The sequence below is a fragment of the uncultured Anaerobiospirillum sp. genome, assembly GCF_902485895.1.
Classification (GTDB): Bacteria; Pseudomonadota; Gammaproteobacteria; order Enterobacterales; family Succinivibrionaceae; genus Anaerobiospirillum; species Anaerobiospirillum succiniciproducens.
Genome location: NZ_CABTML010000067.1, coordinates 14,346 through 31,595 on the forward strand (window position 1 = coordinate 14,346; position 17,250 = coordinate 31,595).

Annotated in this window: 11 protein-coding genes, 1 tRNA gene and 1 pseudogene; 9 read left to right on the top strand and 4 right to left on the bottom strand. The window is 43.1% G+C overall.

Annotated features, from left to right (window positions below; all coding sequences use genetic code 11):
• Positions 1-390: 390 nt before the first annotated feature.
• The 8 genes and pseudogenes from mdh (at position 391) to RDO37_RS05260 (ending at position 10,606) form a co-directional block, all read left to right on the top strand.
• Positions 391-1,350: a malate dehydrogenase gene (gene mdh / locus RDO37_RS05225; RefSeq protein WP_027939120.1), complete on the top strand. Its 960-nt coding sequence runs from the start codon at positions 391-393 to the stop codon at positions 1,348-1,350.
• An 834-nt stretch (positions 1,351-2,184) separates the two neighbouring features.
• Complete coding sequence (locus RDO37_RS05230; RefSeq protein ID WP_156907519.1) at positions 2,185-2,904, top strand: tetratricopeptide repeat protein; 720 nt, start codon at positions 2,185-2,187, stop codon at positions 2,902-2,904.
• 766 nt (positions 2,905-3,670) lie between these two features.
• Positions 3,671-5,086, top strand: a complete 1,416-nt coding sequence (gene ffh / locus RDO37_RS05235; RefSeq protein WP_027939117.1) for a signal recognition particle protein — start codon at positions 3,671-3,673, stop codon at positions 5,084-5,086.
• Positions 5,087-5,568: 482 nt separating this feature from the next.
• A pseudogene (rpsP, locus tag RDO37_RS05240) lies at positions 5,569-5,814 on the top strand (30S ribosomal protein S16); the annotation flags it as partial.
• A 147-nt stretch (positions 5,815-5,961) separates the two neighbouring features.
• Positions 5,962-6,492 (top strand): ribosome maturation factor RimM, encoded by a 531-nt coding sequence (gene rimM, locus RDO37_RS05245; protein WP_027939116.1) that lies wholly within the window; start codon positions 5,962-5,964, stop codon positions 6,490-6,492.
• A 67-nt stretch (positions 6,493-6,559) separates the two neighbouring features.
• A complete protein-coding gene (trmD, locus tag RDO37_RS05250; protein ID WP_027939115.1) occupies positions 6,560-7,306 on the top strand; it encodes a tRNA (guanosine(37)-N1)-methyltransferase TrmD in 747 nt (248 codons plus the stop codon).
• A gap of 26 nt (positions 7,307-7,332) precedes the next feature.
• Entirely contained in the window at positions 7,333-7,683 is a 351-nt protein-coding gene (rplS, locus tag RDO37_RS05255; RefSeq protein WP_027939114.1) for a 50S ribosomal protein L19, read from the top strand.
• 823 nt (positions 7,684-8,506) lie between these two features.
• Positions 8,507-10,606, top strand: coding sequence for a transposase (locus RDO37_RS05260; RefSeq protein ID WP_308498351.1), 2,100 nt, complete (start codon positions 8,507-8,509; stop codon positions 10,604-10,606).
• Between the two features lie 178 nt (positions 10,607-10,784).
• Here the strand turns inward: RDO37_RS05260 and RDO37_RS05265 are convergent, their stop codons facing one another.
• From RDO37_RS05265 to RDO37_RS05280, 4 genes are all read right to left on the bottom strand, one after another.
• Positions 10,785-12,362, bottom strand: coding sequence for an anaerobic C4-dicarboxylate transporter (locus RDO37_RS05265; protein ID WP_308498352.1), 1,578 nt, complete (start codon positions 12,360-12,362; stop codon positions 10,785-10,787).
• 519 nt (positions 12,363-12,881) lie between these two features.
• Positions 12,882-12,958: transfer RNA gene (locus RDO37_RS05270), tRNA-Met, on the bottom strand.
• A 525-nt stretch (positions 12,959-13,483) separates the two neighbouring features.
• Positions 13,484-13,810 (bottom strand): isoamylase early set domain-containing protein, encoded by a 327-nt coding sequence (locus tag RDO37_RS05275; protein WP_027939112.1) that lies wholly within the window; start codon positions 13,808-13,810, stop codon positions 13,484-13,486.
• A gap of 1,211 nt (positions 13,811-15,021) precedes the next feature.
• A complete protein-coding gene (locus RDO37_RS05280) occupies positions 15,022-15,966 on the bottom strand; it encodes a MutH/Sau3AI family endonuclease (protein WP_308498353.1) in 945 nt (314 codons plus the stop codon).
• A gap of 521 nt (positions 15,967-16,487) precedes the next feature.
• Here RDO37_RS05280 and RDO37_RS05285 point away from each other — a divergent pair.
• A complete protein-coding gene (locus RDO37_RS05285) occupies positions 16,488-17,033 on the top strand; it encodes an RNA pyrophosphohydrolase (protein WP_308498354.1) in 546 nt (181 codons plus the stop codon).
• Positions 17,034-17,250 lie beyond the last annotated feature (217 nt).

Below are 17,250 nucleotides of genomic sequence, written 5' to 3' on the forward strand. Positions count from 1 at the left end.
CGGTAGAAATGGTGCGTTTATGGTTGCGGCCATGTCAGTAAAGCGCTAAAAAATTGAGGGTGCGCACAAGTTCAACAAAGAATGGAAAAATAAGAAGCAGCTTTGGTATGTTTTGCTAAAATGGAGAATTGCAGCGGGCAATAACTCTTATCAGCTGCTATAAGCAACTGACAATATGGCCCTCTAGCAAATTTGCAGTAAGAACTGTGCTCAATACGCACATTGCGTTGTATAACTGCAAAAACAGATTTTAACCGGAGTCCGGGATGCTTGATGTTCACAACCTATAAGCGTAATAAGGGCTGTGTTTTAGTCAGGTATAGATCAGATGCTCATAGTTCAGAGCGAGATCGTCAAATTCCGGCTTGCTTTACGCATGAGGATATAAAAATGAAGGTTGCCGTTTTAGGTGCAGCAGGTGGTATTGGCCAGCCATTATCTTTAATCTTAAAGACCCAATTACCAGCTGGCTCAGCTCTGTCTTTATATGACGTAGCTCCTTTCACTCCAGGTGTTGCTGTTGACTTAAGCCACATCCCTACCGATGTTTGCGTAAAGGGCTTCACTGGTGATGACCTTCCTAAGGCACTTGAGGGTGCTGACATTGTTGTTATCCCAGCAGGTGTTGCACGTAAGCCAGGCATGACCCGTGATGACTTATTCAACATCAACGCAGGCATCATCGCTAACTTAGTTAAGAACTGCGCCAAGGTTTGCCCTAAGGCTTGCATCTGCATCATCACCAACCCAGTTAACTCAACTGTACCTATCGCAGCTGAAGTATTAAAGTCTGAGGGTGTATACGATCCACACCGCTTATTCGGTGTTTCTGCATTAGACGTTCTCCGCTCCGAGACTTTCCTTGCTGAAGAGTTAGGCCTCTCCAAGGCTTACATGCAGGTTCCAGTAATCGGCGGTCACTCTGGCAACACCATCCTCCCATTACTCTCCAAGGTTCTCGGCTACGAGACCATCTCTCAGGAGCGTATCGAGCAGCTGACCAAGCGTATTCAGGAAGCTGGTACTGAGGTTGTTGAGGCTAAGGCTGGTGCAGGTTCTGCTACCCTGTCCATGGCTTTAGCAGGTGCTCGTTTTGCTCTGAAGGTAGGCCGTGGCTTAGCTGGTGAGCCAGGTGTTACCGAGTACGGCTATGTTGAGGGCGGTTCAAAGTACGGCCAGTTCTTCGCACAGCGTCTTGAGTTCGGCACCGAGGGTTGGAAGCGCGTTATCGACTTCGGCCCAGTTTCTGACTACGAGCAGAAGTGCCTTGACGAGGCTAAGTCTGTATTAGAAGGCAACATCAAGAAGGGTGTTGAGTTCGGTCAGAAGTGGGTTGCTGAGAACAAGTAATCCTAATTAAATTAAGGCTGTATCAAACAGCTAAATTAAAAAAAGGAAGCCATGTGCTTCCTTTTTTTATGCCTGAGTGCCATACATGTGCCCACGATCAAGATCACATGTGTGTATCTATTATAAGATCACAGCAAGATCGTACGCTCACCGCTTAACTAGCGCTGAGATCTCAGTTCAGTTTGCCAATAATGATGATGCCATTAAGATCGTTTTATTAGGATTATGGAGCTTCCTATGAGCTAAAGGCGCACAAATAAGCGCTGTGCTTCTTTATGAGGATCAATGAGAGATCGCAGTATGGGCGTGGTTGGGAGCTTTGTGTATGTCGCTTCAAGATTAGATGCTTTTTAAGATCGTGGATCAAAGGATTACAGGTGGGTATAGGATCACCGCTGGTATTGTGGGCATAAAGATCAGAGCTCTATTGCTAGTATCGGTATTGAGAACCTCACAGTGCAAGGCATTGTCTAGTGTTGTTGCGGCATCTAGAGATCAAAAGATCAGAGCTACAGAGGCTAGTTATTGGTTTTAGAGATCAAAAGATCAGAGCTACAGTGGCTAGTTATTGGTTTTTGGGGAGGGCAAAAGTAGCCTAATCGCGGTTAACATTTCACAAAAGCACTGACATAAGCTAAAAACTTGTATTGTTGGAACTATTGAAGCTCTTTTTTCTTTTGTGGTGCAGTAGCTTTAAACCCTATAAATAAGCGCTTTTTGTAAAGTGTAGAGGAAAATTTTGCCTTTTTTGGCAAAAAGTATGAAAAAACGGCAACGATTTGGCGATAGAATAGGTAAGAACAACAACTATTAAACTATTGGCAAGGATTACTTATGAGAAAGCCCCTAGCTTTAGCGGTGGCCTTTATGGCTGCCCTCTCAAGTTCTGCTTACGCTAGCGTGTCGTCAGAATACGATAAGGTTACTGACACTCAAGCTTTAGCAGCACGCAAGGCAATTGAAAGCACACTTGAGAAGTACAAAGACGATAACTCAAACGTTAACGTATACACCGTAGACGAGCTCAACACCTATGTTGAGAGCGGCGTTTACATGAAGGTGATTCGTGAGCGTGATAAGTGTCAGTTCACTCCTGATATTGAAGACCGTGCCCGTATCGTAGGTATGCCTGCATTCGAGTACGTCTGGGGTGATATGCTGATTACTGGAACTTGCGTAAAGCAGGACGTCGAGCTTGGTCTTGATTACATCAAGAAAGCAGTTGACCATGCTTATGCGCCAGCAATGATCCGTTTATCCGATTTCCACGAGCGTGGTTACTTAGTACCACATAGCAAGGAAAAAGCAGTTACTCTGATGAGAGCTGCAGCTTCTTTAGGCTCTCGAACTGCACGTCTGCAGTGGGCCGATATGCTTGTCCGTGGCTTAGGCGCTCCTGCCTATTATGAAGAAGCATATTCATGGCTCTACCATTCTCTATACTTCAACGAGTACGAGAAGACTAAGCGTACCTATCTGCAAAATGAAATGCAGAAGATGATGCCTCCAAACATTATTGCTCGTGCCAAGGGTGACGGCTTCTACGATATTTAGGCCTTAGCCACAAAAAAGTTTCAAAGGCGTAAGCCTGTGAAAGTAGAGCGGAGCTTTTGCTCTGCCAATAGTTAGTTGTTTTTGTTCTGAGTCCCGTAATGTTCATGCATTGCGGGATTATTTATTTATAGGCATGAAAAAACTAACACTTCCATCAGATCTTTTCTAAAACTCCTCCTTACAAAGATCACCGCATCCACATCTAAAAGAACAAAATCATTTCACATTCTTAGAGCGATCATAGGCACTGTTTATCTCATGCTTGGTGTGTATAAAGGTACCTCCCATCAATAGTGTTTTACGCGATAAATAAAAAAGTAGATACTTAATTAAGCAAAATGCAGCGATTACTCGCTCCGTTATTAGGCGTAGTTTGGGATATATAGGCCATCAGTGTATAATGATGAGCGGCTTTTGCCCGGCCAATGAGATCCGTTACGATCTTGATCTTACGTAAGACTTAGTTTTACTAGCGGTAAGTTAAGGGGCATAAGATCACGTCATTTGTATGTCACGCTCTAAGTACACACTCACATATTCAGCTTAGTTTTGTTGAGTGGTTAAACTACATGCAGTTGCATTAGTAACTGACAAAAGTGAGTGGCTATAGTCTAGCTATCTTGTAGCAAATGACGTCTACAGTTTCATTCTTAAGTAATAAGAACACCGTTGCACAATGTGTTTAAGCCAGATCGCTTGCTACTAAAGTAGGCGTATGACTACACGGTTTTGTTAATACTTCTAACTTCGGGAAGATAGTACCTCGATGTTTGAGAATTTATCCGAAAGACTTAATCGCACCCTGAAAAATATCTCAGGTCAGGGTCGTATTACCGAAGACAATATTCAGAGCACTTTACGTGAAGTAAGAACTGCCCTGCTTGAGGCAGACGTAGCCCTGAGCGTTGTTAAAGACTTTACTGCTAAAGTTAAAGAGCGTGCCTTAGGTGTTCAAGTAAGCACTAGTCTTACACCAGGCCAAGAGTTCGTTAAGATCGTATACGATCAGCTCACCGAGACTATGGGTGCAGCTAATAGCGAACTTAATATTGCCCACCAGCCTCCTGCAGTAATCTTGCTTGCGGGTCTTCAAGGTGCTGGTAAGACTACCTCAGCAGGTAAGCTTGCTTTATATATCAAAGAGCGCTTAAAGAAGACTGTGATGGTGGCATCTGTTGATACCTACCGTCCAGCCGCTATTGATCAGCTGCATACTTTAGCTAAAGAGATTGGCGTTGATTCTTTCCCATCTGATCCAACCTCAACTCCTCAGCAAATTGCAAAAGATGCAATGGCTGAGGCAAAGCGTCGTTATACCGAAGTTCTGATTATCGATACTGCAGGTCGTCTTGCAGTAGACGAAGAGATGATGAACGAGGTTAAAGAGCTTCACGCTATCTGTGAGCCTACCGAGACCATGTTCGTGGTTGACTCCATGACCGGTCAGGACGCTGCCAATACCGCTAAAGCTTTTGCTGAAGCTCTGCCTTTAACTGGTGTAATTTTAACTAAGGCTGACGGTGACGCCCGTGGCGGTGCTGCTCTGTCTGTTCGTCAGATCACTGGTAAGCCAATTAAGTTCATCGGTATGGGTGAAAAGGTTGTAGCTTTGGAACCTTTCCATCCTGACCGTATCGCCTCTCGAATCCTTGGCATGGGTGACGTGCTCTCATTAGTTGAAGAGATGTCACGTAAGACCGATCTTGCTAAGGCAGAACAGATGGCTAATAAGTTGAAGAAGGGTGAAACCTTTACTCTTCAAGACTTTTTAGATCAGATTCGTGAGATGAAGAAGATGGGTTCGATGAATGACATCATTAGTAACCTACCAGGTGGTGCCAAACTCTTAGAGAAAGTAGGCTCCAAGGTCACTGATGATCAGCTCAAGCATACTGAAGCTATCATACTATCCATGACTCCAAAGGAGCGAAATCACCCTGACCTTTTAAAGGGATCACGTAAAAAGCGTATCGCTGCAGGTGCAGGTGTAGATGTAAGTGATGTAAATCAGCTCTTACGTCAGTTTGAACAGATGCAAAAAGCAATGAAGATGTTCAAGCGTGGCGGCATGAAGGGTATCATGAACACTATGCGCGGTATGATGGGCGCTGGTGGTATGATGCGCGGCATGATGGGCGGCGGTGGCCTGCCTCCAATGGGTGGCGGTGGCTTTAAGCGCTAGGCTAGATGAAAAGATCACCACTATAGATGCGTACATCCTCGCTACAAGATGACAAACTTGAGCGCACATCTATAATGAAAAAAGAAGGCAGCTAAAGATGGCTGCCTTTTTTTATATCCACTATAGGCAGCTTATATACAGTCGCCATATAAGATCACCACAAGCTCATGAAGCGTACATCAACGTAAGATCCCTAAACTTTCGGTCACTAGGATCAAGATCATAGAGCGATGGGGTAACAAAGGCTATGTTTATGCGTTTTAAGCTCCATCAGTGCGATGATTAAAAGGCAAGATCACAGCTTAGTTAGCATAAGCATTAGGGGATTGATAGGAGAAAGGCCAAAAAATGCGTCTTTGATCTTGATTTTTGTGAGAAAAGATGTAAAATCGCACTTCTGTATTGATATCTTGGCTGAAGCGCATAACGATTTAGTCCTTATGCACCTCTCAGCTTGAACTTTAAAATAGGTTAATTACGAAATGGTAGTCATTCGTTTACGTCGTGCTGGCGCTAAGAAGCGTCCTTTCTATCACGTAGTAGTTGCTGATTCTCGTTTTGCAGCAACCGGTCGTTTCATCGAAGAGGTTGGTTTCTTTAACCCAATCGCTCGTGGTAAGGAAGTCCGTCTCAAGTTAGACATGGAGCGCGTTAACTACTGGAAGGGTGTAGGTGCTCAGCCATCTGACCGCGTTGCTCGTTTAATCAAGGACGAGGAAATGGGCGCTGAGGCTGTTGCAGCTTACAAGACTGCAAAGTACGAGAAGGCTGTAGCTGCTCGTAAGGCAAAGGCTGAGGCTGAGGCCGCTGCTGCCGCCGCTGAGGCTGCTGCTGCAGAAGCTCCTGCTGAAGCTTAATAAAGCATTACCCGACTAATGGTCGATGATGCACCACGCTCCATGGGTAGACTAGGCTCTACTTATGGCTTAAAGGGCTACTTAAGAGTTCAGTCCTTTACCGAGCAACCTGAAAACCTTTTTGACTACTCGCCATGGTATATTCGTCGGCGTGGAGAAGAATGGCGTGAGGTTCAGGTAGAAGCTTGGAAACCGCATGCTGACGGCTTTATAGTTAAGCTAGATGCGGTCAATGTCAAGGAAGAAGCAGCGCTTCTTACTGGCATGGATATCGGGATCAAGCGCTCAAGCTTGCCCGCACTTCAAGACGGCGAGTTCTACTTAGTAGACCTCGAAGGATGCACAGTCATCGGTCTTGATGATGTAAACCTCGGAGTTGTTTCGAGGGTTGTGGATCAAGGAGCTGCTCCTTATATGGTAGTGTCTCCCTCTGACCAAACGAAAGGTGGACCTCGTGAGAGGTTAATTCCTTACGTTAAAGGCCCGATTGTTACGCATGTCGATCTCGATGCAAAGACAATCCGGGTTGAGTGGGGCGAAGATTACTAAACCGCTCCTGAAAGGACAAATAAGAGTTTAAACGCCAGCAATGCTGGTACCTTTACAGGATTTAAATATGTGGTTTGGTGTAATATCGCTCTTCCCTGAGATGTTCAGTGCTGTATGTAATTCAGGTGTAACGTCACGAGCTGTCAAACGTGGCCTTATAGAGGTCAACGTTTGGAATCCTCGAGACTTCACATTAGATAAGTATCAAACCGTGGACGATAAGCCATATGGCGGCGGTCCAGGTATGCTTATGAAAGTACAGCCGTTACGAGATGCAATCAGCGCAGCTCGACAAAGAGCACCTGAGGGAACAAAAGTCGTGTATATGTCTCCGCAAGGAGAACGTCTTAGCCACTCACTGGTCACGCGATTCCATAACTGGGGTTCGTTAATCCTTATAGCCGGACGCTATGAGGGAATAGATGAGCGTATCCTTCAGAAAGAAGTCGATCTGGAGGTCTCAATCGGTGACTACGTGCTCTCGGGTGGTGAAATCCCTGCTATGTGTGTCATCGATGCGGTATCACGTATGGTTCCTGGTGTTCTAGGAGATATACGTAACGCGCATGAGGATTCTTTTGCCGACGGATTGTTGCACTTTCCTCAGTATACTCGTCCTGAAGTTATCGACGGGATGGAAGTTCCTGAGGTGTTAATGAGCGGCAATCACGAAAAGATCCGTCGTTGGCGATTGCAGCAGGCATTAGCCCGTACATATGAGCGGCGTCCTGATTTATTGCAGTCAAGATTACTAAATCGTGAAGAGCAAAAGCTCTTAGACGAATACCTTGAGCAAAAACAGCTCAAGGATTAGAAGAATTTACTTTAGGTAGGTAAAAAATGGCTAGCCATCCAATTATTGACCAGCTTGAGAAAGAGCAGCTTCGTCAGGACATCCCTGCATTCAACCCAGGTGATACCGTTCGTGTTGAAGTACGTGTAGTAGAAGGCGACAAGACCCGTCTGCAGGCTTTCGAAGGCAACGTTATCGCTAAGCGTAACCGTGGCTTAAACTCTTCTTTCACCGTTCGCAAGATCTCTTCTGGCGAGGGTGTTGAGCGTGTCTTCCAGACTCACTCCCCAATGATCGCTTCTGTTAAGGTTACCCGTCGTGGTGACGTTCGTCGTGCAAAGCTGTACTACTTACGTTCACGTACTGGTAAGGCTGCTCGTATCCGCGAGAAGGTTTAACAGTCAGACAGGTTTAATTCCTGTTAAGGCCGCAGACTCTTGTTTGCGGTCGTTTGTGGCTCAAATTTTGAGCCTGCCAAGAGCCTTGTTTGCACGAACAAGGCTTTTGTCATTTATGGCCCCCAAAAATAAGTTTGGCTGACTATGCACGCCATAGCTCAGTCTAATTTATACCCTAAACACAAGCCACCACGATTGCTCCTCAATCCCACCGACAACTGGCTATTGCTCTTATCACAGGCTCAAAGTGTCCTCACTTTTCCAAGCGCTACTTTTCATCATAAGTCCTTTAACGCTAAAAGCCACCTAAAGCTACTAGCTGTGTCAAAGATCTTCTAGTCTATTAGACGCATCAACTGGCAGCGAAGGCTATTAGCCGCATCAACTGACTGCTTTATACACTACGCATCCATTGCATACAAAGATGACATATGTGCACACGTAGCAGCTTTATTGAGGCCATTGTAGATGGTCATTTGCAGGTTAAAGCATTGCTTACTAACGCTGGTTAGAGCATTGCGTACTAACACAAGGGTGCTGAGCGTCTTAGTGATTTTTCGTGACTATTAGTCTTTATAGCAGGAGCCCTAGGGGCATGTTGCAGTAGTAAAGACTAGGCTTTTGCGCATAAAAAAAAGCCCTATTGCTTGGGAACTCCTTTGGTCACATTCTTGATCTATTGGTATAAATATACTTAATTCCTTGATCTAATGGCATAAATATATGCGATTCCTTGATCCATTGAGCTAAATACATTGTTCCTTGATTTAAGTTATGCTAAAATATAATTATATATTCAAACTTAGACCAAGGATAAAATAACATGAGCCTCCCTAAGCTGCCTCCTCTAAAACTATGCTTTCCTGAAGGTAGAACATACGTTCAAACCTACAAAGGTGTATGGGAAAAGGAACTTAGGGATGAGCAAGGAAACGTCGTTAGAAAGGGCCGTTCTCGTACGATTGATCGAAAGACTGTTGGAAAGATGAAGCCAGGAACAAGAACTGGATACGTTCAGTTCTACGAGTCTTTCTATCAGGATTATCCAGAGCTGAGAGACTATGCTGTCTATAGAAATGAAGATAGCTCATTCACGCTAAAGCGAATAAGCAATCTTAACGTTCAGAACAGTGAAGATGCTGAGCTTATTGATGGTGTTATCGGTACCGGTGACTATGAGCTGTCTGATAGCGGTAAGGTCATTAAATCTGCATCTGGCATTCCTATGTCTAGAGACCCAGCTGAGTTGGTACATGCAAGTAGTGTTTATACAAATCATGCTGAAAGCTTTGTTGCAAATGACCATAGTGCTCGAGAGCTAATCTCGACAAAGAAAGGTGGATGCTTCTTGTTTGTCGATGATTCATTTCATAAGACAGGCTTGTCCAATGCATTAATCCGCACATTTAAAGAAGCTTGCCGCAACATGAGCGCACGCAAGGCATACATCTATGCTCGCCATATTGAGGCCTATCTAGCTCAGATGAACATAACTGGAGACAATACTTACGAAAGTTTCAATCGCTTCTGCAAAGAGCACGAAACAATGATTGAGATGTCTCCACATAAAACAACATTAAAGCGTATAGCTGCTCTCATAACTCCAAAGTTTATGGATACTTTCCATAAGCACTTCATTGCTGAATACATCAAAATCAACCACACAAACATAATTGAGGATGGCATTGTTCTTCTCGTTGATGGAAGTCCAATTGCCCATAAGAATAAAGACCGCATCTTTGTTACAACTGGCAGAGCGAAGAATGGCGAATTTCAAAACCAAATGAATGTGCAGTTTATGTGTGACGCTACAAATGGATGCGCTCCGATTGGCATTGATGTGTTTAATGGCAATACAACCGATATTGCTGCATTTAAGAACGTATTGCAAAAAGTAGCTAACTACAACCTGACATCAACTAACTACACCGTTGTAGCTGATAAAGGTTATACCAGCCTTGATAATATGGTCGCAATTGAGCGCAATGGAGGTCATTTCATATTAAACTGCAGAAAGGGCGACAACACTGATGTCTGTAAAGCTATTAAGCGTGCGATAAAAAAAGGACTTCACACTAACGGCACGTATTTCTCAGGAGATAATGCCGATGAGTGCTATGAATACATAGATGATCCTTACAAGTATGATTCAACGCCGGTACAGGGTAAGAGAGCCCGTAAAGACGCAATAATGCGTGTTAGATACCATGTCTTCTACAACTGTAGAATTTACGAGGACGCTGCACGCAAGCTTAGAGAAGAGTTAAGAGCAGCCATTGAAGCATACTCAAAGGCTAGTGAGCTAACATCTGAGCAGCAAACCATCCTTTCAGAATACACTGATTTTGATGCAGAGAAATATAAGCCAGGTCAAGAAGGCAAAGAGCTATTTGTATTTGTGAATAAGGTAAACGATGACCTCAGATATGAGGGGTATCAGGTGTTAGTCACAAATAACTTAAAACTTAGTTCTTTAGATGTTCGTAAGCTTTACGATTCTCGTGTAAGCATTGAAACAAAAATTCAGAACATGAAGCAGCATCTTGGCGGAAGAACAACAAAGAGTAAGAGCGACGCAGGTTTAATGCAAAAGCTATTCTTCCAGTATCTTGCGTTAATCATATCTTCTGATATTGGTAACCGAGTGGCACAGGCACGCAAAGAACGATCTGGTAAATACTCTGATGTATTTAGATCAAAGAAAGAGGTGTTCTCGGTTTTAAGCGAGATGGTAGTGGATAAATACAAAAGCGGCTTAGTATGGAAGCCTATATCCCAGAAGCACAAATATGTACTTGATTGCTTAGGAATCAATATGCCTTCGTCACTATTGTCTTGTACTAAGTTAGGAGAGAAGTATGAGGAAGCACCAGCTATATCTGATGATCTCGCTGGTGACGAGGAGCAGATAGCCTACCTGTAAAGATCCTATAAGAATGGCTTAAATATGCGGCGCATCCTCATTTTGTGAGTTTTGATTGCCGCATATTTGTCACATTCATTGATCTAAGGAAAAATGTGACCAACGGAGTGGGAATAGGGCTTTTAGGTTATGGTTCTAGCTTAGCTTGTTAAAGCATAAGCTTTAGAGGTTTGCAGTATTAGATATAGCCAAATAAGGTAGCTAAGATGTAGCCAAATACGCATGATGAAGCTACACCAATCAGACCTGGAAGAATGAATGAGTGGTTGATTACGAACTTACCAATGCGAGTAGTACCAGTACGATCGAATTGGATAGTTGCTAAGTCTGATGGGTAGGTTGGCAGAATGTAGTAGCCGTAACATGCTGCAGCAAAGGCTACGATGATGCCAGGCTCTACACCAATGCCTAAGGCAATTGGTACGAAAGCGGCTAATGCAGCAGCCTGTGAGTTAACGAACTTAGAGATTAACAGCAGCATGATAGCGTAGGTCCACTGGTGCTCTTTAACGATGTCACCTAAGAACTCTTTCATCATTGGGGTGTGCACAGCGAACATGGTGTCAGCCATCCATGAAATACCGAACACAGCAACCAGAGCAATCATACCTGACTTAAAGATTTCGTTAGAGGCAATCTTCTTGGCTTCAGTTGGAGTAAAGATGATGATTAAGGCACCAGCAAGTAACATAAAGGCCTGAATTACATGCACCATAGAGATGTACTTAATATCAGGATTACCCATCTTGTCCTTAAGTGGGATAGCAGTGATAGTGCCATCCTTGATAGCCTCTTTGAACTTGCTATCAGCACCGTGATCAGACTCTTGATCAAAGCCTAATGCCTTAAGGTTGATTTCACCCTTATTTGAGCCAGTAGAAGTCCAACGCAGTGGAGTATCGGCGCTTATAGTGGTCTCATAGGCCATCTTCTGACCCCATGAAGGCTTGATGTCATTAGAGGCACCAACCACAGCCACAGCAGCAATAGCGCCTAAGAAAATCCACATGGCAAGCCAGCTAGACTTAGGCAGCTTTACGCCTAAAAGACTCTTAGAATCACCATATACGTACTTCTTGAACTCTTCGTCCTTGAGCTTCTCTTGGAACTCTTTATCGTCCTCAAGATCCTTACCTCTAAACCAGCTGAAGATACCAATGCAGAGGATACCAAATAAGGTGCTAGGAATGGTTACAGCAAGCAGGTCTAAGTAGCCGTCAAATCCAGGGATCTTGTGATCAGAGGCTAGTAAGAAAGCAGACAGTGAAACAACTGCTACTGATACAGGGGATGCAATAATGGCAAGCTGTGATGAAATGGAAGAGGCTGCCATTGGACGCTCAGGACGAATACCATTCTTAATAGCGATGTCATAAATAATCGGCATGATGGTATAAACCACGTGGCCAGTACCACAGAGCATGGTTAAGAAGCCGGTGATGAATGGAGCGATGATGGTTACGTACTTAGGATTCTTACGTAAAACCTTTTCTGCAATCTGCAGCATTACATCTAAGCCACCGCTAGCCTGCAGTGTAGCTGAGGCAACTACTACCGCTAAGATGGTAATCATAACGTCGATAGCAGGCTTGCCTGGTTGAATGTGGAAAACGAAGATCAGAACCAGGATGCCGATACCACCGAGCATACCAAGTGCTAAACCGCCTTTTTTAGCGCCATAGAATAAACAGGCTAGAACAACGATGATTTGCACGAAAAACTGCATACCATCGGACATTGAAGTAAAGAGCTCCATAAGGCCCCCTAATCAGATCACACACATCTCATAAATTCATTTCATGAGCATTTGTGCATATTTTAGATTACGTATAGCTGACTAAGATAAGCTGGAATTGTGAATTATGAAGCTGGCTAGAAAACTAAAACAAAATGGTAAATTTAGATGTATAAGATGACAATTTTCTCTCTGTTCATGATATGATTTCTCATTTTCTTGTTTTCAACATCAAGTTTTAAATTTACTCAAAGCCAATATACATGCGGATTCTTGCTGTATAGCTAATAACTATAGTAACAACAAAAGTAATGCCAAAATGAGCATGATGTTCTTAATAGCAAGAGGTCTAAATTGGTAGAAAAAATGAGTGAGAGAAAGAAGATAAGAATTTGATGGCGGTAGATCGGATCGGTAGATACAAAAAAACCAGCCTGAAGCTGGTCTTTGAAAAATTTTGAAATGCCCAAAAACAAAAAAACCAGCATAAAGCTGGCTAATTGCGGTCATCTCGGAGCAGTCTAGACCAACTCACTTAGTTGGTTGCGGGGGCAGGATTTGAACCTACGACCTTCGGGTTATGAGCCCGACGAGCTACCGAGCTGCTCCACCCCGCGATTGAATGAGCACATTATATGGAATGGGCTATGAGCTGTCAACACTTTTATGAAAAAAGTTTGGTTTTTTGTCCTTATCAGAAATATATAATCATACTCTAATAGTACATGATGCCCATATACATGCCATTTGTGAACTTTGATCTAGATCTAAAAATATTTGACTTCGAACTTAAAATTATTGGCATATAGACCATATGTATTGTTTGTATTTAGCACTTAGAATGAAAAATCGCCGTTCACATACCCCTCTGTAAGGCTATATGCTGCTCGTTAAATAAAATTAAGGGATGTCGGTAAGAGACTGGACACTCCCAGACACTCCCCTAAAAAAGAAGAATGTAGGTCATGGAGTAATTATGCACCAAAGAAAGGGGTAAAAGGGAGGTTTGAGACGGGCTCTATAACAGATGCATGCTGCTATTGGGTAGAGGAATCAGATTATGTGCTTGGGATGGAAAATTAAAAAGGCCACATAGTTAAGGTGTGGCCTTTTAATTAAAATTAGTGTAGCTACAAGAGCGATTACTTTTGCTGAACGGTGAATACTGAGTTTTCAGTACCAAAGTCGTTGCGGCAGTATGACTCAGCATCCCAGTCGTTGTCGAACTTAACTTCACCGTCGTTCATGATGTACTTAAAACGGTATTGATAGCTTGGCTGAATATCAGTAGGAACGGTGATTGAGCCTCTGAAGGTGCCGTTCTTCTGTGGCTTCATAGCAACTGGCTCCCAGCCATTATGCTCGCAGATTAAGAAGATCTTGTCAGCGCCTGCAGCAGCTTCTTTCTTGATGTAGAAAGTAATGGTGATCTTCTTGCCGTCCTTGGTTGGGCTCTTGGCAATACTCATGCAAATATCCTCTATTACAGTTGTTGCATTGCAGTCGTTAGCAATCAGTGCACATCTCTTAGGTGCGTAAACTGATAGGGGCTGCATTAGCAATCTTGTGGTCATAATGTGGCAGCAAGTTAGTGAATTGTGCTGCCACTGAGCAGTGAAATCTTTTGTGCTTAGTTATCAAGTTGCAATCATTATGGTGTTACTCAAACGATCGCCACTGTTATAGATAAAACGTGCTTGGCCAGATCTGATGGCAAAAAGTGCTTTGGCTGATCTGTTGGCACCAATAATAGTGATTGCAGATCTGTTGGCAGCAATAAAAGTGCTTGGCAGATCTGATTACAACATTTGATAGCTAAGTTTTGATGTTGATGCTGTCTTAGACAAGCGAAGGTAAGCTTGTCTTAACTAAACGTCTTTGTTCACAAGTTAATCAGGTGTATCTGCTTTTGAGATCGCTCTTTACGAAGATGCTTTGACCTGTATAGGTAGGTGGTGATCCTACATAAAGCCTATGTCACGCCTTATCTTTTCCAATATGTTAATTAGCTTAGACAGTGCGTATTGAGGGTTGTATAAGGTGGGTCTCACCCACGTGTGAACACCCTCTGAACACCCTATGCAAAAAGTACTTTGGTAAATTTTAAGTACGAACAAAGATTATGCATAAGGGCTATTATAGGTAACTTGCATGCATAGATCTATTGCTTAAATTTGCGGATTTGTTAATTTTAGGAGGGTGGTGCCACCCTATAAGACACCCTCTTGCCACGTTGTATGCGGGTTAGATAACAATCGCGTAAATAAGTAGTTATATCTGTGAAATCTTAAAATTTTCTAAGATCTTGATGACGTTGCACAATTAAGTGACAAAAATGGCGTGATCTTTTCCTAATTTAGTACCCAAGGCCTTGGGTTATGATAGGGTGGCATGAGGGTTATTATGAGGGTGTAAGTAAACGATACAGAGGGTGCTTTAACTTGAAAATGTGATATATATCAACTTTATAAGGGTAAGTAGGTAGGGTTCCTAGTCTTTACAAAGCGTGCTAACTGAGGGTTAAGCCTAGGGTTAAACGAGGGTGTCAGGTGCGTGGCTATAGCTAAACATATCTTAAGAGCAAGCTAGCTAAGCATATTGCAGTTGTAATACGGCAATACGTATTGATGAGGCGCTATAGCCGTTGATTAGTAAACTTCTGAAGTTGGACTCGCTCTTACTAGAGATCTTCGATCTCATGATTAGAGACTGTATCGATGGTCGAGGCTTGAGTATGCTTACTTGTTTGGCTATCTTGTAGTTCTAGAGGATCATCATCTGCGGCTAATGCTGCTTCAAGATCGCTAGGATCTATGCCAAATGCACTCTTGAGCTTGCCAAGTTGTGATAGAGCGAGATCATCTATCTTATTCATGCTCATAAAGTCTTGCATTAGCTTTTTAGTGAACCATGGTCTTAAGTAGTATGCACGAGGATAGGTAGTAGTAAAGTTGCCAGAAACATCGCGCACTTTGATGTATTCACTCGATGCAGCTGCTTTTGGTCGCATCTGAATGACATTGCCAGCGCTGCCATCAATTTCACGTGCCGATGCATTCAAAATGAGCTCGTTAAACTCATTGTAATCTTGTTCAAAGAGCTCAAGTGTTTGAGTATCAGGCTTGAAAAAGAAGTAGCCTAAGATGCGTCTTTCGGTGATCTTGGCTCCCTTTGGAGCTAAAAGGATCACAAAGAGCATATGGCGCAGTTTGTGGTAAAGGTGAGATTGCTCAAAAGGTATGAAACGCTCAGGATTGAGATCTGCCATGCACAAGAACGTGCTTTGAGCAGGCATGAGATCAAAGCCTACTGGCAGTGTCTTAAGCTCGATACCAAGATTAGTAAAATCAGGCTCTGAGAGGGTGCCAGCATCAGCTCCTAAGAAGATCTCTGTAAGTTGACCTGCAAAGCCTTTTCCAGCACGGTTGTTATAAGGAGAATCTACTCCGGAGAGAAAGGCAAGCTCACTAAGAGAGCGGCCCGTGATGAGATCAAGGCGTTTAATGAGATCGGCGCGAGTTTTAGGTTGACTAAGTTTGAGTAAGCTATTGAGCTCTTTACGGTACTTAGGTGCACTTTTACTTTCGCTCAAATGCTGTGGCTGTAAAATCGCTGCATTACTCATGATCTAGTCTTCCTCAATGTGAGCTCAACAGTCTAAACCAATTAAGAGAGTATGTCTTGCTTTTAGCATGACAGGAGCATGAGTATTATCCTGCTTCTTTGTATGATTATGTATTGTCTATTGTGGTAAAGGCCTGTTGGTGTGGGAGCTAGGGATTATTGGGGTTTGAGGCAGTTTTTAGCTGAATTTGTGGCATTTTTGCGATTTTTGCATGTTTTTAGGTAAAAACTCAGAGCTTATGTAATGAGTAATGTTCGATTTTGCGATGCATACCATAAACATAGTTTACGCCTTATGGGATAATAATTGCTTGACAAAACAATGCAGGAGGCGGCTTCAAGACGTTTTTGTGCATCTTTGTCAAAGGTGTTTAACGCCTCATTTTTACGCTTGTAAGCGCTTTAAAATAGTTGAGTAACAGCTACTCAGGTGCATGAGATAGAACGCTTATCTTGTGCTCGAAAAGAGTGTTTGAGTGTTTATACGTAGAGTGCGGCGCTATTGTATGAGGCTTTTTTGCGATGATGGATCAAGACGGTTTCAGACCCAATGTGGGCATGGTGATCTTTAATCGCAAAGGTCAGGTGCTATGGGCACGGCGCATTCGGCAAAATTCCTATCAATTTCCTCAAGGAGGAGTGAGGGATAACGAAACCGAAGAAGAGGCAATGTATCGCGAGCTCTACGAGGAAGTTGGGCTAACTAAAAAAGATGTTTGGATTGTTCAAACTTCTAAAGATCATCATTGCTACCGTTTGCCTAAACGAATTTTAGATGCTCATAAAGACAATGAGTTTTTAGGCCAAAAACAGCGCTGGTTCTTATTGTCTTTAGAAGATGAATCAAAACTTAATGATGTAATCAACTTCACGAGCTCATCGCATCAAGAGTTTGATGGTTGGCGTTGGGTCAGTTATTGGTATCCAGTACGCAATGTAGTTACATTCAAACGCGATGTATACAGGGCCATTCTTACAGAGTTTGCCTCTGCAGCTTTAGGACTTGATTTACATCCTCATAAACATGGTGAAAGGCGTAGTCGACCCCACTCAAAGCGTCGTCGCTAAGCGCTTCTTGTTAGCGAGTGCGACTTAGTAGAGTGATTAAGCTTTAATGACACTTTAGTGGGCTTTGGCATGTGATTTTAGCTATCTGATCTAAGATTATCAGCACTTATTAAGTCACGGCACCTTTCATATTATAAGATTAACTAGTGAAACCACCTCTTTACTTAATTATCATGTCTAGAGTTTGGTTTGATAAAGATAGAGACGTATGTAAACG